The sequence below is a fragment of the Arthrobacter sp. H-02-3 genome (genome assembly GCF_003097355.1).
GTDB lineage: Bacteria > Actinomycetota > Actinomycetes > Actinomycetales > Micrococcaceae > Arthrobacter > Arthrobacter humicola.
On record NZ_PYUI01000018.1, the window covers coordinates 36,249 to 53,387 of the forward strand.

At 67.7% G+C, this 17,139-nt stretch carries 18 protein-coding genes and 1 riboswitch; of the genes, 5 read left to right on the plus strand and 13 right to left on the minus strand.

The genetic code is table 11. The annotated features are described in order from the left end of the window. Window positions 1-23: 23 nt before the first annotated feature. The 3 genes from C9424_RS15955 to C9424_RS15965 are packed head-to-tail and all read right to left on the minus strand — an operon-like array spanning window position 24 to window position 3,161. Window positions 24-827: an energy-coupling factor transporter transmembrane component T family protein gene (locus C9424_RS15955; RefSeq protein WP_116767883.1), complete on the minus strand. Its 804-nt coding sequence runs from the start codon at window positions 825-827 to the stop codon at window positions 24-26. Continuing rightward, window positions 824-2,458, minus strand: coding sequence for an ABC transporter ATP-binding protein (locus C9424_RS15960; RefSeq protein WP_116767884.1), 1,635 nt, complete (start codon window positions 2,456-2,458; stop codon window positions 824-826). Before C9424_RS15960 ends, C9424_RS15955 begins: the two co-directional genes overlap by 4 nt. Before the next feature lie 55 nt (window positions 2,459-2,513). Continuing rightward, complete coding sequence (locus C9424_RS15965) at window positions 2,514-3,161, minus strand: ECF transporter S component (protein WP_116767885.1); 648 nt, start codon at window positions 3,159-3,161, stop codon at window positions 2,514-2,516. A gap of 66 nt (window positions 3,162-3,227) precedes the next feature. Next, window positions 3,228-3,371: riboswitch (TPP riboswitch) on the minus strand. A gap of 185 nt (window positions 3,372-3,556) precedes the next feature. Between C9424_RS15965 and C9424_RS15970 the strand changes: the two genes are divergently transcribed. Further along, window positions 3,557-4,102 (plus strand): heme-degrading domain-containing protein, encoded by a 546-nt coding sequence (locus C9424_RS15970; RefSeq protein WP_116767886.1) that lies wholly within the window; start codon window positions 3,557-3,559, stop codon window positions 4,100-4,102. On the opposite strand, the gene C9424_RS15975 is transcribed toward C9424_RS15970, so the two are convergent. After that, window positions 4,099-4,857: a DUF4386 family protein gene (locus C9424_RS15975; RefSeq protein ID WP_116767887.1), complete on the minus strand. Its 759-nt coding sequence runs from the start codon at window positions 4,855-4,857 to the stop codon at window positions 4,099-4,101. The two genes, C9424_RS15970 and C9424_RS15975, sit on opposite strands and share 4 nt — an antisense overlap. 118 nt (window positions 4,858-4,975) lie before the next feature. Between C9424_RS15975 and C9424_RS15980 the strand changes: the two genes are divergently transcribed. Further along, window positions 4,976-5,236: a DUF4235 domain-containing protein gene (locus tag C9424_RS15980; protein ID WP_116767888.1), complete on the plus strand. Its 261-nt coding sequence runs from the start codon at window positions 4,976-4,978 to the stop codon at window positions 5,234-5,236. A gap of 23 nt (window positions 5,237-5,259) precedes the next feature. Here C9424_RS15980 and C9424_RS15985 read toward each other — a convergent pair whose 3' ends face one another. From C9424_RS15985 to C9424_RS16015, 7 genes are read right to left on the minus strand one after another with little or no spacing between them, the layout of a single operon-like run. Further along, window positions 5,260-6,033 (minus strand): ion transporter, encoded by a 774-nt coding sequence (locus C9424_RS15985; RefSeq protein WP_116767889.1) that lies wholly within the window; start codon window positions 6,031-6,033, stop codon window positions 5,260-5,262. A gap of 60 nt (window positions 6,034-6,093) precedes the next feature. Beyond that, the gene (mnhG, locus tag C9424_RS15990; protein WP_272914156.1) at window positions 6,094-6,501 is read right to left on the minus strand and encodes a monovalent cation/H(+) antiporter subunit G; all 408 of its coding nucleotides are present in this window, start codon (window positions 6,499-6,501) and stop codon (window positions 6,094-6,096) included. Then, the gene (locus C9424_RS15995) at window positions 6,491-6,769 is read right to left on the minus strand and encodes a monovalent cation/H+ antiporter complex subunit F (protein ID WP_116767891.1); all 279 of its coding nucleotides are present in this window, start codon (window positions 6,767-6,769) and stop codon (window positions 6,491-6,493) included. The genes mnhG and C9424_RS15995 overlap by 11 nt, the downstream gene beginning before the upstream one ends. Beyond that, window positions 6,766-7,311 carry a Na+/H+ antiporter subunit E gene (locus tag C9424_RS16000; RefSeq protein ID WP_116767892.1) on the minus strand — a complete coding sequence of 182 codons (546 nt, stop codon included), beginning with the start codon at window positions 7,309-7,311 and terminating at the stop codon, window positions 6,766-6,768. Before C9424_RS16000 ends, C9424_RS15995 begins: the two co-directional genes overlap by 4 nt. Continuing rightward, on the minus strand, window positions 7,308-8,933 hold the full coding sequence (locus tag C9424_RS16005; RefSeq protein WP_116767893.1) for a Na+/H+ antiporter subunit D: 1,626 nt from the start codon (window positions 8,931-8,933) through the stop codon (window positions 7,308-7,310). The genes C9424_RS16000 and C9424_RS16005 overlap by 4 nt, the downstream gene beginning before the upstream one ends. Beyond that, on the minus strand, window positions 8,930-9,544 hold the full coding sequence (locus C9424_RS16010; protein ID WP_116767894.1) for a Na(+)/H(+) antiporter subunit C: 615 nt from the start codon (window positions 9,542-9,544) through the stop codon (window positions 8,930-8,932). The genes C9424_RS16005 and C9424_RS16010 overlap by 4 nt, the downstream gene beginning before the upstream one ends. After that, window positions 9,541-12,564 carry a Na+/H+ antiporter subunit A gene (locus C9424_RS16015; protein ID WP_116767895.1) on the minus strand — a complete coding sequence of 1,008 codons (3,024 nt, stop codon included), beginning with the start codon at window positions 12,562-12,564 and terminating at the stop codon, window positions 9,541-9,543. Before C9424_RS16015 ends, C9424_RS16010 begins: the two co-directional genes overlap by 4 nt. A gap of 203 nt (window positions 12,565-12,767) precedes the next feature. Here C9424_RS16015 and C9424_RS16020 point away from each other — a divergent pair, with 203 nt between their 5' ends. From C9424_RS16020 to C9424_RS16030, 3 genes are read left to right on the plus strand one after another with little or no spacing between them, the layout of a single operon-like run. Further along, window positions 12,768-14,171 carry an MFS transporter gene (locus C9424_RS16020; RefSeq protein WP_116767896.1) on the plus strand — a complete coding sequence of 468 codons (1,404 nt, stop codon included), beginning with the start codon at window positions 12,768-12,770 and terminating at the stop codon, window positions 14,169-14,171. A gap of 38 nt (window positions 14,172-14,209) precedes the next feature. After that, window positions 14,210-14,692, plus strand: a complete 483-nt coding sequence (locus C9424_RS16025) for a cation:proton antiporter regulatory subunit (protein WP_091254529.1) — start codon at window positions 14,210-14,212, stop codon at window positions 14,690-14,692. Window positions 14,693-14,697: 5 nt separating this feature from the next. Continuing rightward, window positions 14,698-15,894 carry a cation:proton antiporter gene (locus C9424_RS16030; RefSeq protein WP_116767897.1) on the plus strand — a complete coding sequence of 399 codons (1,197 nt, stop codon included), beginning with the start codon at window positions 14,698-14,700 and terminating at the stop codon, window positions 15,892-15,894. Window positions 15,895-15,919: 25 nt separating this feature from the next. Here the strand turns inward: C9424_RS16030 and dcd are convergent, their stop codons facing one another. Both dcd and C9424_RS16040 read right to left on the minus strand, forming a co-directional pair. Then, complete coding sequence (dcd, locus tag C9424_RS16035) at window positions 15,920-16,495, minus strand: dCTP deaminase (protein WP_091254534.1); 576 nt, start codon at window positions 16,493-16,495, stop codon at window positions 15,920-15,922. A 78-nt stretch (window positions 16,496-16,573) separates the two neighbouring features. Further along, a complete protein-coding gene (locus tag C9424_RS16040) occupies window positions 16,574-17,020 on the minus strand; it encodes an SRPBCC family protein (protein WP_116767898.1) in 447 nt (148 codons plus the stop codon). Window positions 17,021-17,139: the final 119 nt, after the last annotated feature.

Consider the following 17,139-nt stretch of genomic DNA (forward strand, 5'->3'; position numbering starts at 1 on the left):
AGGCGCGCCGGACGCTGCCCCGGCTACTGGCGGGTGAGGAAGACGAGGTTCCAGGTGCCCGCGCCGAGGGCCGCAGCGACGGCGGCTGCCGCAATGCCCAGCCCGCCCAAGAGCACCCAGGCGTCGAGTCCGCTGAACGTGGACGGCCTCGCCCAGGTCCGCGCCGCGCCGCCGAACCCGCGGGCCTCCATGGTCACCGCGAGCCGGGACGCGCTCCGGATCGCCTGGACCAGCAACCCGAAGCTTTGGCCCATGGTGGCGCGGAAGCGCTGGTAGGGGTTGCCGCTTGAGCCCACGCCGCGGGCGCGCCGGGCCATCCCGATGGTCTGCCATTGCTCGGCCATGATTCCCACGAGCCGCATGGCGGCCAAGGTGCCCAGGACGAACCGGTGCGGCAGTTTCGCGTTCTGGGCCAGAGCGTCGGCCAGGTCCGTGGGGTCTGTGCAGCTCATCAGCAGCACCGCGGGCAGGGCGATCGCGAGCCCGCGGAGCATGAAACCGATCCCGAGCTGCAGGGAACCGGCGCTGATGGACCAGATCCCGGCGTCGAACAGGACGGCCCCGGCGTCGGGCGCCAGGATGGCGGTGCTCCAGCCGCCGAGCGCCGCCGCGAGGATCAGCGGCCAGCCGCGCTGCCACAGCAGGGCAACGGTCAGCCCGGCCAGCGGCAGAAGCATCAGTTCGAAGGCCAGCGCCACCGAGGCAGAGACCCAGTCGATGGACAGAGCCAGCACCAGGGTGACCATGGTGACCGCCGTGAACTTCGCGAGCGGGTTGGCGCGGGTCAGCAGCGCATGGTTGCCGCGGACGCTCAGTTCGTCCCTCATGATGCGGCCGCCTCCGGCAGCTCCCGGTCCGGGCCGGCGGCGTTGACGGCGGCGTTGACGGCACCCGACCCGGCGGCGTCCCTGCCGTGAAGGCGCAGTTCGGTGCCGCCAAGGACGGCGCTGAATTCGGCGTCGTGCGTCACGGAGACGACGGCGGTGCCGGCGTCGAGAAGTTCAGAGAGGAACGAGGCAAGCTCGGCCCAGGTGTTGGCGTCCTGGCCGAACGTGGGCTCGTCCAGGACCAGTACCTGCGGGTGCGCCGCCAGCACGGTGGCCACCGAGAGGCGTCGTTTCTCGCCGCCCGAGAGCGTGTAGGGGTTGGCGTCCACGAGCTCCGTCAGCCGCAGCCGCTCCAGGAGCTCGTCCACACGGTCCTCGCCATAGCCGAGGTGGCGGGGCCCGAACATGAGTTCGTCGTGGACCCTGCCGGTGACAAACTGGTGCTCGGGTTCCTGGAACACGGTCCCGATCCTGGCGATCAGCTGCTGGGCTTTCCACCGGTACGGGTCGGTCCCGGCGCCATCGCCTACGCGACGATCGGCGCAACCACTGAGTTCCGTCGTGGCGGAGACCGTCCCCGCCACGGGGCGCAGGAGGCCGGCGAGCGTCAGTGCCAGGGTCGACTTCCCCGAACCGTTCTGCCCGGTGATGGTCAAGGCCTCTCCGGCGCGGACCCGGGCCATGACCCCGGATTGCACGGGGCGCGGCGCAATCGTGCGGAAACCCTGGCGCAGTCCAGCCCGCCGCGGCCGCTCGCGGGAGACCGCGAGGGCGTCCGACGAGAGCAGGAGCTGCCCGGAGGCCGGGGCGGTCCGGGTGCGTGTTGCGGGCACGTAGCCGGGCACCCAGACGCCCGCACCGATGAGCATGTCCCGCGCCTCGGCCAGGACCTGGTCCGGCGGCCCGTCAATCAGGACCGCGGAGTCCGTGGCGGACCCGGGCTGCAGCACCACGATCCGGTCCACGAGGTCCTTCCAGACCGCCACCCGGTGCTCCACCACCACTAGGGTGGCGCCGGTCTTGTCCAGGCAGCGGCCAACGGCGTCGCGGACTTCCAGGACGCCGGCGGGATCCAGGTTGGCGGTCGGCTCGTCGAGCAGCAGCAACCCCGGCCGCATCGCGAGGATCCCGGCGAGCGCCAGGCGCTGCTTTTGGCCGCCGGACAACGCCGACGTCGGGTGGTCCAGCGGCAGCCAGCCCAGCCCGACGTCGTCGAGCGCCTCGCGGACCCGCGGCCAGATCTCCCCGGCCGGGACAGAGAGGTTTTCGGCGCCGAAGGCGACGTCGTCGCCGAGGCGCGAGAGCACCACCTGGGTCTCCGGGTCCTGCTGCACGAGTCCGGCGCGGCCGCGCTGCGCCCGGGGCACAGCGCCATCGATCAGCAGACTGCCGGTCTCGTCAGATTCTTCGGCGTCGCCGGCTTCCCCCGCCGTGCTGTCCCCGAGCACACCCGCCAGGGCGTGGAGCAGCGTCGATTTGCCGGCGCCGGACGGGCCCAGCAGGAGGACGCGCTCCCCCGGCCGGATGTCCAGGTCAAGTCCGCTGACCGCGGGCCGGGGCCTTCCGGCGTGCCGCCAGCCCCAGCCGCGGGCCGTGACGGCGGCCGGGCGGACGCCTGGTGAAGATGTCATGAGTCGCCTGTGCAATTCCAAGAGGGCCGTTCCGGAGTGGGTGCAGGAACGTGGTTCAGGAGAAGACAGGCTCCGTGACGGCTTTGCGGGAGGCAAAGGAGCCCAGCACGCCGGTCTTGGCCAGGCCGCGGGTGGCGAGCCAGGACAGTCCGCCGGCAATCACGGCGCCGGAGACGGTGGTGAAGACGATGTAGGCGAGCTTGTCGCCGGCTTCGTAGGCAATGTTCCAGCCCCACGGCAGGAAGGAGTCGTTCAGGCCGCAGAAGAGGCCCGCGCCGGCTCCGGCCAGGAGGGACACCGGGAGGTTGAACTTCTTGTAGAGGAAGGCCGCGAACACCAGTTCCGCGCCGAGGCCCTGCAGGACTCCGGAGATCAGAACCGTGGTGCCGTACTGCGAGCCCATGATCAGCTCGCCCGTGGCCGCCACGGTCTCGCAGAAGAGGGCTGCCCCGGGCTTGCGGATGATGAGCATGCCGAGCACTGCCGGGATCATCCATCCGCCGGCGTAGAGCCCGCTGAGCGGCGGGTAGATCGCGTTGACCGGGGTGGAAATCAGGTTCGCGCCCTGATCCCAGGCCCAGAAGATGACGCCCCCGGCGACGGCGATCAAGGCGGCCACCACGATGTCCACCACACGCCAGTTGTAGGTGCGCCGGGCCGATGAACGGCTGCTGGAACCATGCTGTGCTGAAATATCTGTCATGTCGTCCTCCTGAGGAACAGGAGGGGAGGGTGCTCCGGCCGGCCTCGGCTTCCGCCGCCCTCCGCGCACCCTGAGAACTCGACTCCCTTGCGCCGGTACTAACCGGATCAGGTTCGAGGGTCTGCGGCTGTCCGCACTCTCAGCGCCCACCACTGGTTTCCCCGGACTCTTCCGGCGATGCCCGACGGCGGCGCTCCCCTGTCGTAATTATTTCGCCCTTGTGGGCTGGCTCAGTTTACACCCGAACGGCCCGGGTTATCAGTGGAGTGCTGTCACAATCCGGGGCCTGCCCCAGGCGCTCCCCGCGGCCGGGAAGAGCCGCTTGGTAGAGTCGACGTGTCGGCCCCCGGACCCGCGAGCGGGCGGCCTTGTCGCCCACGGAAAGCTGGACCATTTTGACGCACACACCGGCCACGTCAGATCCCTCCGCCGAGTACGACCCGGACTCGAGCGAGCCGCAACCGCACGGTTCCCTGGCGGCGCTCATTGGCGGTGTGCTGGCCGAAATGGATGCGCTCCAGTTTGCATCGTTCAGCAAGGACGATGCCCTGGACCTCGGGCTGCTCCTGGTCGAACTGGGCAGGCAACGCTCGCTGCCCATCGCCGTCGACATCACCAAGGGCGAGCAAGTGCTCTTCCACGCGGCGCTGGACGGCGCCACCCCGGACAACGAACGCTGGATCAACGCCAAGAAGCGCACGGCCCAGCGCTACGAGGTCCCGTCCCTGCTGGTGGGCCTCCGGGCCCGCGCTGCCGGCGGAAGGATCGAGGACAACGCCTGGTTCGATCAGATGGAGTTCGCCGCCCACGGCGGAGCGTTCCCCATCTACGTGCGCGGCACCGGTGCCGTAGCCGTCGTGACTGTCTCCGGGCTGCCGCAGAAGGCAGACCACGACCTCGTGGTCGAGGCTTTACGGACGGTCCTCACGCCGGGAGCTTAGGCGGCGGCGCCGTCCGCGCGCGGCGTCCTCCGGGACAGCCGGATCAGCGCAATCCCCACCGCCGTGAACCAGGCCCACATCAGGATGCCGTACACCAGGTAGACCTCCGGAACGGCGAAACGGAGTGCCTCCGCCACCACGCCAACCGCGCCCGCGGCCACCCCGAGCCAGGCCACCGCGCGGGGCAGCACGCCCTTGAGCATGGTCAGCGACATCAGCAGGATGCCGAGCGCGGACAGGACGCCGACGGCGGCAGGCGTGTTGTTCTCGGCGATCACCGCCTCCGCCGCGGCGGCATAGCGGAGCCGGGCATCGGCCCCGGCGGTGCCGATCGCGTTCGCGTAGCTGTCACTGAGATTGACCAGGATCATCGATCCGCGGCTCGTGACCGGAACGGCCAGGAACAGCGCCCACGGCAGGGCGCCGATCACCGTGGCCATGAGGGCCAGGCTCTTGTTGAGCGGGGCGAGTGCCACGAAGAGGGTCACGAATACCAGAACTGGAAGAATGTTGGGCACGGTCCACAGGAGTTGTTCGGCGACGTAGACCGCCTTGTGCCCGGCGATGAACTCGAGGGTTTCGGCACCGCCGTGGATCGGTGGCGGGGCAATGGCGTCCAGAACCACTGCCACGATCAACAACGCCACGAACGCGACGGCGGAGATTCCGGCCCAGAAGTAGAGTTGCCGCCAGCTCTGACTGTCCGCCGCGGCGCCCCGGGCATGGCCGAGCGGGCGGGTCCGGGGCTGTTCCATGCTCAAAAGTACGTCCGGCGGGCGAGGCAATACAGGGGCGTTGGCCCTGTCCGGATGCCCGGGCAAGGAACGCTAGGCTAGGGGCAGCCCTGTTTCCTCCCTTAAGGAGTTACGAAGAATGAACCTCTTCATCAAGCTGCTCGGCACCGGCGTCAGCCTCCTGGCCGGTTACGCCGGCGCCAAGCTCGTTGACACCGTCTGGGAGAAGTCCACGGGCAGCAAGCCGCCCACGGACAACGACGACGTCCCCACCACGCTGCACCACGCATTGGCGTTCGCGCTGATCTCGGCCGCGGTCAGCACCGTCATCCAGGTGCTCGCCAACCGCGGCACCCAGCGCGCGATCACCCGCTTCGCCAAATCCCAGGACGTCGTCTAACGAGGGCATTTCAAGGACGTTGACTAGCTTGGCTCGACGAGCAGCTTCCTGATCTCGGTGAGCTTGGCTTCGGACTCTTCGAGGCGCAGGCGGAGTCCTTCGACCGTCGCGCTGGTGTCGGCCGCATCGACTAGCGGCGCGGGAGCCTTCTTCTTGGGAGAGAGGAAGAAGTTGGCAAGGTAACCGGTGAACGTGCCGAAGATGCCGACACCGATGACGATGATGCCAGCCCCGATGGCACGGCCCGCATCCGTGACCGGATATTGGTCACCGTATCCGACTGTCGAGATCGTGACGATCGTGTACCAGAGGGCGTCCGAGGCGGTCCTGATATTGGCCCCCGGGGCGCCCTGCTCGACGCGGAGCATCGAGAGGCTTCCGAATTCCAGCACGAAAATGCCCATGAGCAGCAGTATGTAGAGGGAGCTGCCGGCCCGATCCTTGCTCAGCGCGCGGCCGATCGTGCCGATGCCGACATCGCGGAGCAGGCGGTACACCCGGATCAGCCGGAAGATGCGCAGGATCTTGAATTGCTCGAAAGGCATGCTGGCCAAGAGATCGGCCCAGCCGAAGTGCTTGAAGACATAGGCGCCCGGCGATGGCGCGGTGAAGATCCGGTAGATGAAGTCGGCGAGGAAGATCACGCTGAAAACGGCGTTCATCACCGTGAGCACGGTGTCGAGCGACTTATCCTGCACAACATACAAGAGCACGAGATTGATGATCGACAGGATCGAAAGGATACCGATGAAGATCTCGTATCCGATGCTCTTCAGTTCACTGCGTTCCTTGGTCATGTGAGGATTCTGGCACGCAAGCAGCCGCGCGGCCGCCACTATTTTCGGATCGGTCCACCCTCAACGGTCGGCGTCGTCGTCCGTTCCATGGCGGGCAGCCGCCTGCCGGGCGGCCTTCTGGGCCGCCTTCTGAACGACGGCCTCGAGTTCGTCGGCGCTCAGCAGTTCCGGGTGCAGGTGCTTGGTGCGGTACCCGGCCCGCCCCACCATGTGGGCTGAAACTGGGACGGTCAGCAATTGGAAGAGCCACGCCACCACCAGGACGGGCCACACCCACCAGGTGCGCATCTGCAGGCCAAGGGCGGCCAGGAGCAGGAAGAGCCCCAGGACCTGCGGTTTGGTGGCGGCGTGCATCCTGCTCATGAGGTCCGGAAACCGCAGCAGGCCGACGGCCGCGCCGAGGGACATCAGGGCGCCGACCACCATAAACACGGCAGAGACGGCGTCGATCACTGTTTCAGGATTCACGGACGTTCTCCCTCCGGTCGGCCACGAACCTGGCCACGGTGACCGAGCCGACGAATCCGATGAGCGAAATAGCCACCAGCAGCATCAGGTTGTTCAGGTGCCGGTTAGCGGCCATGTCGATGCACAGGGCCGCACCGAAGATGGCCAGGAGCACGTCGGCGGCCAGCACCCGGTCCAGCAGCGACGGGCCCCGCGCGATCCGGATGATCGCCCCCGCGGCGGCCAGGGAAAGTACGACGGCTGTCACCGTCAGGACGATCTGCATCATGCGGCGGCCTCCTGGGCAAGTGCGGACAGTTCCTCTTTGGTCCCCATGATCCTGATCAGCCCGGCCTCGGTGTCACGGACTTCCTTACGCAGCTTGGCCGCGTCCTGGGCGTTGCGGACGTTGATGCCGTGAATGTAGAGGGTGGACGTGGACCTGTCCACCTCCACCACGAGTGATCCGGGAATCAGCGAGATCACGTGCCCCGTGGCCGTCACCAGGAGGTCCGAATGGCTCCGCAGCGGCACGGCGACGATTGCGCTGACCACGTCCGGGCCGCGGACCACGGCGAGGTAGAGGACCTGGAAGCTGGCCGCGACGACTTTTCCGAGGAAGACGACGGCGAAGGGGACGGCGCGGAGCACGTTGAAGCGGCCGCCGAGTTCCACCGGGGGCAGGTAGAAAACCCGCGCCACGACCACGGCGATGAGGGCGCCGAAGAGGAGATTGCCGGGGCTGAAGTTCTGCCACAGGGCACCCCAGACAAACACGAGCCACACCAGCAGCGGCAGTTCCTGGCGCAGGGAGATCCTTTTCCGGTTCATTTCCCGCCGCCCTGCTGCTGGCCGGGCCGGACCGCCGACGGCACGGGCGGGACCGGGGCGTCCTCGCCAAGCACGGCGTGGATGTAGGCGGACCTGTCCAGCATCTCGTGGGCGGACTGGTCCGCGACCTTGAACAACGGCCCGGCAAAGACGGTCAGGGCCACGCCAAAGAGCACCAGGCCCAGGGTGGAGCCCACCATGGTGCGCGGCAGGAGGGTCACGTTGGTCCGGCCGGCCCGGTCTCCGGTCGCGGAATCCTCCGGTGCGGCCAGGAGCACCGGATCGGGGTGTTCCGCGTCCTCGGGCTTGCGCCAGAACGCCCGGTTCCAGACCCTGGCGATCGCCAGCAGGGTCAACAGACTGGTCAGCACTCCTCCGATCACCAGTGCGTAGGCCAGCGGCGTCCCGAGTTCGATGCCCGCTTGCAGGAGCCCCAGTTTGCCCAGGAAGCCCGAGAACGGCGGGATGCCGGCCAGGTTCATGGCCGGAATGAAGAACAGCACGCCCAGGACCGGGGAGAGCTTGGCCAGCCCGGCGACGCGGTCCATGGACGAACTGCCGCCCCGGCGTTCAATCAGGCCGGTCACGAGGAACAGGCTGGTTTGGATGGTGATGTGGTGGACCACGTAGAACACCGCGGCGCCCAGCCCGGCCACCGTAGACATGGCCAGGCCGAACACCATGTAGCCGATGTGGCTGACCAGGGTGAAGGACAGGAGTCGCTTGATGTCGCTTTGGGCCAGGGCGCCGAGGATTCCCACCACCATGGTCAGCAGCGCCGCGACCATGAGCGGGGCGTTGAGCGCATCCCCCGGGAAGAGCAGCGTCTCCGTGCGGACCATGGCGTAGACACCCACCTTGGTCAGCAGCCCGGCAAACACGGCGGTGACGGGGGCCGGCGCGGTGGGATAGGAGTCGGGGAGCCAGAAGGACAGCGGGAAGACGGCGGCTTTGATGCCGAAGGCCACCAGGAGCATGACGTGCAGCAGCGTCCGGGTGCCCTGGTCCAGGTCGCCGAGCTTGATGGCCAGGTCCGCCATGTTGATGGTTCCGGTGGCGCCGTAGATCATGGCGATCGCGATCAGGAACAGCACCGAGGACACCACGGAGACCACGACGTAGGTCACGCCTGCCCGGATGCGCGGGCCCGTGCCGCCGAGGGTGATGAGCACGTAGCTGGCGGTCAGCAGGATCTCAAAGCCGACGTAGAGGTTGAAGAGGTCTCCGGAGAGGAATGCGTTGGACACCCCGGCGACGAGGATCAGGTAGGTCGGGTGGAAGATCGAGACCGGCGCGTCACGGTCGCCGTCGGCCATGCCCTGTCCGGTTGCGTAGATCAGCACCGCAAGGCTCACGGCCGAGGACACCACGAGCATGAGCGAGGAGAACTGGTCCACCACCAGCACGATCCCCCAGGGCGGCATCCACCCGCCGATATTCACCGCGGCCGTCCCGCCCTCCCAAACGGAGGCCAGCAGCCAGCATTCCAGCAGCAGGGTCACGGTCAGGATGGCGATGCTGACGGCCCGCTGGGCCCGGGAGTGGCGGATCAGCAGGAACGTCAGGGCGGCGCCCAGGATGGGGAGTACGACGGCGAGCGGGGCAAAGCTGGCGATGTTCACTGTCCGCCTCCTTCCGGTCTGGGGTCAACGTTCAGGGAGCCGGGCTGTTCTTCGGAGGCGGCCTGTTCGGCCCGCACCGGGCGGTCGCCGGACATGACCGCGGCCGCACCGCTTCCCTGGCTGGAACCGGATCCGGGACCCGGACCTCCACCGACAGGGGTGTCCACCAGCCCGGCGCCGTCGGAGCCGATCATCGCCAGCGGGAACTCCGAGGTCTCGACCGGAATCACGGAGTCGTCCTCGGCGTCAAAGCTCGGGGTTTCCGCGACGCGGCGGTCCTCGGCGTCGTCCTGGATTTCATCCTGGCGGGCCAGGACCCAGGTCCGGTAGATGATGCCCAGCATGAACGCCGTGACGGCGAAGGAGATCACGATCGAGGTCAGGATCAGCGCCTGCGGGAGGGGGTCGCTGTAGTCGCCGGCGGGGGTGTTCTTGTCGAAGATCGGCGCCAGTCCGGCGTACCCGCCGGTGGCGAGAATCAGGAGGTTGGTGGCGTTGGCCAGCAGCATGAGGCCCAGCAGGACCCGGGTGAGGCTGCGTTCAAGGATGAGGTAGATGCCGCAGGCGTACAGGGCCCCCATGACCGTCAGCAGGGTCAGATTGACGCTCATGCTTTCCCCCTGGCTGTCGTTTCCGCGTCGGCTGTTTCAGCCGGGAGACCGCCCTCATCGTCATCGGACGGCCCTTCGTCGGATGGCTCGGGCTGTTCCTCGAAGTGCTCGTCGATTTCGGCCCCCAGGCTGCGCAGCACGTCCAGGGCCAGGCCGACCACGACGACGTACACGCCGATGTCGAAGATGGTCGAGGTGACGAACTTGATGTCGCCGAACACGGGCAGCCACAGTTCCACGATGGCGCTCTGGAACACCTGTCCGCCCAGCAGCAGCGGCGTCATTCCGGCGGCCGCGGCGGTGGCCAGGCCGATTCCCAGCAGGGTACCGGCGCCGACCGGCGTGGCTTCGCGCAGTTCGAAGCGGCCGCCGGCGAGGTAGCGGATGGTCAGGGCGAGTCCGGCTGTGAGGCCGCCGGCGAAGCCGCCGCCGGGCAGGTTGTGGCCGGCGAGCAGCAGATAGATGGAGAACACGATCATGGAGTGGAAGATCAAGCGGGTGACCACCTCGAAGATGATCGAGCGGCGTTCGGGGGCCAGAGTCCGGCCGGCCACCAGCCAGGCGTCCCGGGTGGCTGCAGCGAACCGACGGTTCATGGCCAGGGCGGCATCGTCACGGGTGCTGCCCCGGGCCCCGGTCAACCGGCCGACGGTCCCTTCCGCGACTGTGGCGGCCGTCCGGATGCGGTCGCCGCGGCCTCGGACGAAGATGAGGCTGGCCACGCCGGTGGCGGCCAGGGCCAGGACGGAGATCTCGCCAAAGGTGTCCCATGCGCGGATATCCACGAGGGTCACGTTGACGACGTTGAGGCCGCCGCCGCCCTCGTAGGCCAGCTGCGGGAACTGCAGGGAGACCGGCTCGGCCACGCGGGCGCCCAGGGCATAGATGGCCACGAAGATCATGGTGGCGCCGAACGCCAGGCCGATCACCACGCGGATGACCCGGTATTTCCCGCCGGTGCGGTCCCGCAGCCCCGCGGGGAGGCTCCGCATGGCCAGCACGAACGCCACCAGAATGATCGTTTCGACCAGCATCTGGGTCAGCGCGAGGTCAGGGGCGCCCTGCAGCGCGAACATCAGGGCAATGCCGTAGCCGGTGACGGACACCATCAGGACGGCCAGGAACCGCTTGTTGGCGCGGACCGCGGCGAGCGCGCCGATCACGACTCCCGCACCGGCCACCAGCTGCAGCGGCGAGCCCGGATCGATGACATAGAGTCCGGGCGGGAGCGGCTTGTTGGCCACGAGCAGCGCCGTCAGCGGCAGGACGAACGCCACGGTCAGGATGACGGAGAGGTAGAAGAACAGCGAGCCTCGCTGGGTCCGGCCGGTGACCCAGACGGCGGTGTCGTCCAGCGCGCCGATCGTCTGCTGGTACGCGCGGTCGGCGTCGATCCAGCCCGGCACCAAGGCCTGCAGCCGGGCCACGGCGTTGCGGCCGAAGAACATGGCCAGGCCCAGGGCGAACGTCACCGCGGTCAGCCCCAGAGCCGGGGTGATGCCGTGCCACAGCGCCAGGTGGCCGGGCGAGGAGCCGGAGCCGTCCACAAAGAGCTCCGCATAGGGCTGGATCCAGCCGTCGACGGCGGCGGGCCACAGGCCGTACAGGATCGTGAGGAGGCTCAGGATTGCCGGTGCGGCAAGGAAAGCGGCTTTGATCGGTTTGAACGCCGTGGGCTCCACGCCGGGCTTGACGGCGAAGGCGCCCCACATGAAGCGGGCGCTGTAGGCGAAGGTCAGGACGGAGCCGAGGACCACGCCTCCCAGCAGCCAGGGCCCGGTCCCGGACTCCGAGCTGTACTGGATGAAGGCCTCGAACACCGATTCCTTGGCGACGTAGCCGGCCAGCGGGGGGACGCCCGCCATCGAGGCCGCACCGATTGCCGCTACGACCGCCAGTGCCCGGGCCGAGCCGTAGACGCCGGAGAGCTTGCGGATGTCCCGTGTCCCCGCTTGGTGGTCGATGATGCCCACCACCAGGAACAGCGTGGCCTTGAACAATCCGTGCGCCAGGAGCAGGGCGAGTCCGGCGAGCGCCGCGTCGGGAGTGCCGAGGCCCACCACCATGGTCAGGAAGCCCAGCTGGCTCACGGTGCCGTAGGCGAGGATGAGTTTGATGTCGGTTTGCCGGAGGGCCCGGTAGCCGCCGACCAGCATGGTCGCCAGGCCCAGGCCCAGCACGATCGGCAGCCACGGCGGGATCCCGGCGAACCCGGGGGCGAGCCGGGCCACCAGGTAGATCCCCGCCTTCACCATGGCCGCGGCGTGCAGGTAGGCGCTCACGGGCGTGGGGGCGGCCATCGCTCCGGGGAGCCAGAAGTGGAACGGAACCAGGGCGGATTTGGTGATCGCACCGATCAGGATCAGGACGACGGCGGCGCTTACGGCGCCTGCCGCGGGGCCGGTGACGAGCGCGGGGGCCATGTCCAGAATGGCCTGGATCCGGTAGGTTCCGGCTGTCGAACCCAGGATGATGAGTCCCACGAGCATGGCCAGGCCGCCGGCAGTGGTCACCACGAGCGCCTGCAGCGCCGAGCGCCGGGCGGACAGCCTGGTCCGGGCGTATCCGATCAGCAGGTAGGACAGCACCGTGGTCAGTTCCCAGAAGATGAACATCAGCAGGAGGTCATCAGCGGTGACGAGGCCGAACATGGCACCGGCGAAGGCCAGAAGTTGGGCCCCGAACCCGCCGAGGTAGTCGTCCTTGTTCTTGAAGTACCGGGCGCAGTAGACCAGCACCAGCGCGCCGACCCCAAGAACCAGCAGGGACATGACCCAGGCTAGCGCGTCCATCCGGAACGCGAGTTCCAGCTGGAGGGCGGGAACCCAGGGGATCGCCTCGGCGATCGCGCTGTCTGAATTGACTGCACCTGAATAAACGGCATCGTGCTGCAGGAGCAGCCAGATGAAGGAGGCCGCGGGAACCGCGGCCAGGGCATAGAACGAATTCCTGCCGAACTTTCGGAACAGCAGCGGGGCCACGACAGCCACCGCAAAGTGCACGGCAAGGACTGTGATCACTGGTGTCTCCGCAACGTCAGAAATTCGATTGTCAGCAAGTTAGAGCAGGCGGTTCATTTGTTAGGTTCGGTGCGGACAGTTTACCAAGCGTGTACAAATTCTTTTGGCAGGGACGCCGGCCACTGAATAATTCGTAGCAAAAGCCGCCAGGGACTCCCGCGGGGAACAGGCCGCGGGCGTCCTAGGCGGCTACGATTCTGGCTATGAACACTGCCGCCGCCCCCGAGGCCATGCGACCGTCGTCGGAACTGGAAGCGGGAAGTCCCGTCTCGCACAAGGGTCGGATCCTCGCGTGGGCGTCGTGGGACTGGGGCTCGGCAGCCTTCAATGCCGTCATGACAACCTTCGTTTTCACCGTCTACCTGACCTCCAGGGCCTTCGGCGGCGAGGACCAAGCCTCGGCGGTCCTGGGCGCCGCGCTGGCCGTTGCCGGCGTGGCCATCGCCCTGCTGGCCCCCGTCACCGGGCAGCGCTCGGACACCGGGGGCCGGCGCAAGCTGTGGCTGGGGGTCAACACGGCCGCCGTCGCGGTCCTGACCGGGCTGTGTTTCTTCGTCTTCCCGCGGCCGGAATTCCTGCTCCTCGGCGTCACGCTGATTGCGCTGGGCAATGTCTTCTTCGAATTCGCGGGCGTCAACTACAACGCCATGCTCGCGCAGATTTCCACCCCGCGGAACATCGGCAAGGTCAGCGGCTTCGGCTGGGGCATGGGGTACCTCGGCGGCATTGTGGCGCTGCTGATTGTGCTCCAACTCTTTGTCCAGCCCAGCTTCGACTGGATTGGCGCCTCCACCGCGGACAGTCTCAACATCCGGCTTGTGGCAGTGTTTTCGGCCCTGTGGTTCTTCATTTTCGCCCTGCCCGTGCTCTTCGCCGTGCCGGAGTTGCCGCGCGCCGGGCGGGGCGCGCGGCTGGGCTTCTTCGCCTCCTACGGCCTGCTGCTCCGGCGCATCAAGGCGATCTACCGGACCAGCCCGCACACCATCTACTTCCTCCTCGCAAGCGCCATCTTCCGGGACGGTCTGGCCGCCGTGTTCACCTTCGGCGGCGTGATCGCGGCCGGAACCTTTGGCTTCGAGCTCAAGGACGTCATCTTCTTCGCGATCTTCGGAAATGTCGTGGCGGCCGTCGGGGCCGTTTTCGGTGGCTTCCTGGATGACAGGATCGGGCCGAAGGCCGTGATTATCGCGTCCCTGGCCGGACTGCTGCTCGCGGGCACCGCCATTCTGGTGCTCGGCAACGGAAGCTACGAATTCCTCGGCGTGGCCTGGGCCGGCACCACCACCTTCTGGATCTTCGGTCTCTTCCTGTGCCTCTTCGTGGGACCGGCCCAGTCGTCCTCCCGCGCGTACCTCGCCCGGCTCGCCCCGCACGGGGAATCCGGCGAGCTCTTCGGGCTCTACGCCACCACAGGCCGGGCTGTGAGTTTCCTTGCCCCGGCCCTTTTTACCCTGTGCATCACCGTCGCCACCCCCCTCACGGCCGCCGGGGAGGCCCAGCGTTGGGGCATCCTGGGCATCATGGTGGTGCTGCTTGCGGGCCTGCTCGTCCTCCTGCCGGTCAAGGCCCCGGAGAAGACCGAAATCGCGGTCGTCCCCGCGGCCTGAGGCGTCCGAATTTCCGGTTCGCGCACTAGGCTGAAGATATGAACGTGGATGAGACGGACCTCCCCGGCCTCGGCCGGCGCAAGGACTTCATGACTGCCTCGGGACGCCGGATCGGCGTGGTCGAATACCGTGAAGGCCAAACGGAACTCATCGTCTCGACCTGGGACGATCCTGATACCTGCCAGGCCTCCATTCCGCTGACGGCAGACGAGGCCGCCGCCCTGGGCAACCTCCTGGGTGGCCAGCGCCTCGCCATGCAGCTCTCGGAAGCCCACCGGGAAGTCCCGGGCATCGTGACGCGCCAGTTCTCAATCAGTGCCGAATCCCCCTTCCACAACCAGCCGATGGGAAAGGCCTGCATCCGGACCCGCAGCGGCGTCTCAATCGTGGCCATCATGCGCGAGGGCGAGGTCCTCCCCTCGCCGGGGCCCGACGTCGTCCTCCACCCCGGCGACCTCCTCGTCGCAGTCGGAACGCAAGAAGGCCTGGACACGGCGGCCAGCATTCTTCGCAACGGATAAGCGGGATGGATCCGCTCGCGCTGACCCTGATCGAGCTGGGGGCTGTCGTCTTCTGTCTCGGCCTGCTGGCCAGACTGGCCGGGCGGATCGGCATGTCCCCTATTCCGCTCTACCTGGTGGGCGGTCTGTTCTTCGGCGCCGGAGGCCTCGTCAAGCTCGAAGGGATGCACGAGTTCGCCCATCTTTCCGGCGAGATCGGCGTCATCCTCCTGCTGCTTATGCTCGGTCTGGAATATACGGCGGCCGAGCTCGTCACCGGGCTGCGGCGGTCCTGGCAGGCCGGCGTCCTGGACCTTCTGCTCAATTTCCTGCCCGGCGCAGGGCTCGCCCTGATACTGGGATGGGGCGTCGTGGGAGCCATGGTGATGGGCGGGGTGACGTACATTTCATCGTCCGGGATCGCGGCGAAAGTCATCACCGATCTTGGCCGGATCGGCAACAGGGAAACCCCGGTGGTCCTCGCCATCCTGGTGTTCGAGGACCTCGCCATGGCCGTGTACCTCCCTATCCTGACCGCCACACTGGCGGGAGTCAGTTTCCTGATGGGCCTGCAGACCGTGGGCATCTCCCTCGCCGTCGTCACCCTGGTCCTGGTGGTGGCCCTCCGGCACGGCCACCACGTGTCCAAAGCCGTGCACAGTGAGAACTCCGAGGTCTTCCTGCTCAATCTGCTCGGTGCTGCGCTGCTGGTGGCGGGGCTCGCGGCCGCCATGCAGGTCTCCGCGGCGGTAGGCGCGTTCATGCTCGGCATCGCGATTTCCGGCGCCACGGCCCACAGCGCCACCCGCATCCTGGAGCCGCTCCGGGACCTTTTCGCGGCGATCTTCTTTGTTGTCTTTGGCCTCAACACGGACCCACGGTCCATCCCGCCCGTCCTGGGCTGGGCGCTGCTGCTGGCCCTGGTGACGGCAGCCACCAAGATGATCACCGGATTCTGGGCGGCCAAACGGGCCGGCATTGGAATTCCCGGCCGCTTCCGCGCGGGGGCCGCCCTGATCGCGCGCGGCGAATTTTCCATTGTCATCGCCGGCCTCGCCGTTGCCTCGGGTGTGGTGCCCGCGGATCTGGCGGCCCTCGCCACGGCCTATGTTCTGATCATGGCGATCGCGGGGCCGCTGGCCGCCCGTTTCGTGGAACCAGTCGTCCGGCTGCTGCGCCGCCCGGTCCGGCGCCCGGCTGTCCGGACATCGGGGCAAGCGTAAGCCTGAGACTGCGCCGCAAACGGCCCTAAATGTCGGTGCGGTGGAAATTCAGGTGGCTGCGGCTGGCAGTCGGGCCGCGCTGGCCCTGGTAGCGGTTGCCGTACTCCCCCGAACCGTAAGGGTGCTCCGCGGCCGAGGAAAGCCGGAAGAAGCACAGCTGGCCAATCTTCATGCCGGGCCACAGCTTAATGGGCAGCGTGGCCATGTTGGACAGCTCCAGCGTGACGTGGCCGGAGAACCCGGGGTCGATGAATCCCGCCGTCGAGTGCGTGAGGAGACCGAGCCGGCCGAGCGAGGACTTTCCCTCGAGTCGGGCCGCAATGTCATCCGGCAGCGTCACGGTCTCGTAGGTGGAGCCCAGGACGAACTCGCCCGGGTGCAGGATGAACGGCTCGCCGGATTCCACCTCCACCAGGCGGGTCAGCTCGGGCTGCTCCTCGGCCGGATCAATGTGGGCGTACTTGTGGTTGTCGAACAGCCGGAAGAACTTGTCGATCCTGACGTCCACCGAGGACGGCTGGACCATCGCCGGGTCGAACGGTTCAAGGACAATCCGCTGGGAGTCGATTTCGGTTCGAATGTCGCGGTCAGAGATCAGCACAGGTTCAAAAATACCGCACAGCGCCCAACCCGGCTTCACGGACCGGCACGGACGCCGAGTGTTACTTCCCCGGCCCGTCTATTCCGCGGCGGGCATATGTTCCAGGATGGACTTGAGCCGGTCGAGCTGGCCGACCTCAGCCTTCATCCGACGGCGCAACGGGTTGGACAGCCGGGCCAGGAATCCCTTGGGCTCGCAGTTCAGGGCGAAGCGGACGCGTGTGCCGGGTCCCTCTGTGCTCAGGTAGTAGCCGCCGTGCGGCCGGGCCGGCCCGGCGATGACCTGGTACTGGATTTCCGCGCCCGGCCGCGCCTCGACGATTTCGAAATCCGCGGCCACAGGGCGTCCGCCCGGTCCGGCGACGGTCTGCCGGTACACGGCGCCTTTGGCGCCGGCCGCACCGGAAAGCAGCTCTACGCTCCGGACCCCGTCCCGCCACAGCGGCAGGTGGCCAGGGTCCATGAGGTAGTTATAGACGCTCATGGCATCGCGGCGGATAACGACGTCGTACTCTGCAAATGCCACGGAAATCCTTGCTCGGCGGACGGTTAATGGGCGTAGCCCGCTTCCCCGGAACTGCAGCTAACCATTTCAGGATAGACAGCACGGGCCACCGCACCGGGTCCTGTGACGGGCTTTCGCCC

Bases quoted from the DNA above. Each gene is read 5' to 3' on its own strand.
- C9424_RS15955 (WP_116767883.1), bottom strand. From the start codon at position 827: ATGAGGGACGAACTGAGCGTCCGCGGCAACCATGCGCTGCTGACCCGC.
- C9424_RS15960 (WP_116767884.1), bottom strand. From the start codon at position 2,458: ATGACATCTTCACCAGGCGTCCGCCCGGCCGCCGTCACGGCCCGCGGC.
- C9424_RS15965 (WP_116767885.1), bottom strand. From the start codon at position 3,161: ATGACAGATATTTCAGCACAGCATGGTTCCAGCAGCCGTTCATCGGCC.
- C9424_RS15975 (WP_116767887.1), bottom strand. From the start codon at position 4,857: ATGGAACAGCCCCGGACCCGCCCGCTCGGCCATGCCCGGGGCGCCGCG.
- C9424_RS15980 (WP_116767888.1), top strand. From the start codon at position 4,976: ATGAACCTCTTCATCAAGCTGCTCGGCACCGGCGTCAGCCTCCTGGCC.
- C9424_RS15985 (WP_116767889.1), bottom strand. From the start codon at position 6,033: ATGACCAAGGAACGCAGTGAACTGAAGAGCATCGGATACGAGATCTTC.
- C9424_RS15995 (WP_116767891.1), bottom strand. From the start codon at position 6,769: ATGATGCAGATCGTCCTGACGGTGACAGCCGTCGTACTTTCCCTGGCC.
- C9424_RS16000 (WP_116767892.1), bottom strand. From the start codon at position 7,311: ATGAACCGGAAAAGGATCTCCCTGCGCCAGGAACTGCCGCTGCTGGTG.
- C9424_RS16010 (WP_116767894.1), bottom strand. From the start codon at position 9,544: ATGAGCGTCAATCTGACCCTGCTGACGGTCATGGGGGCCCTGTACGCC.
- C9424_RS16020 (WP_116767896.1), top strand. From the start codon at position 12,768: ATGAACACTGCCGCCGCCCCCGAGGCCATGCGACCGTCGTCGGAACTG.
- C9424_RS16025 (WP_091254529.1), top strand. From the start codon at position 14,210: ATGAACGTGGATGAGACGGACCTCCCCGGCCTCGGCCGGCGCAAGGAC.
- C9424_RS16030 (WP_116767897.1), top strand. From the start codon at position 14,698: ATGGATCCGCTCGCGCTGACCCTGATCGAGCTGGGGGCTGTCGTCTTC.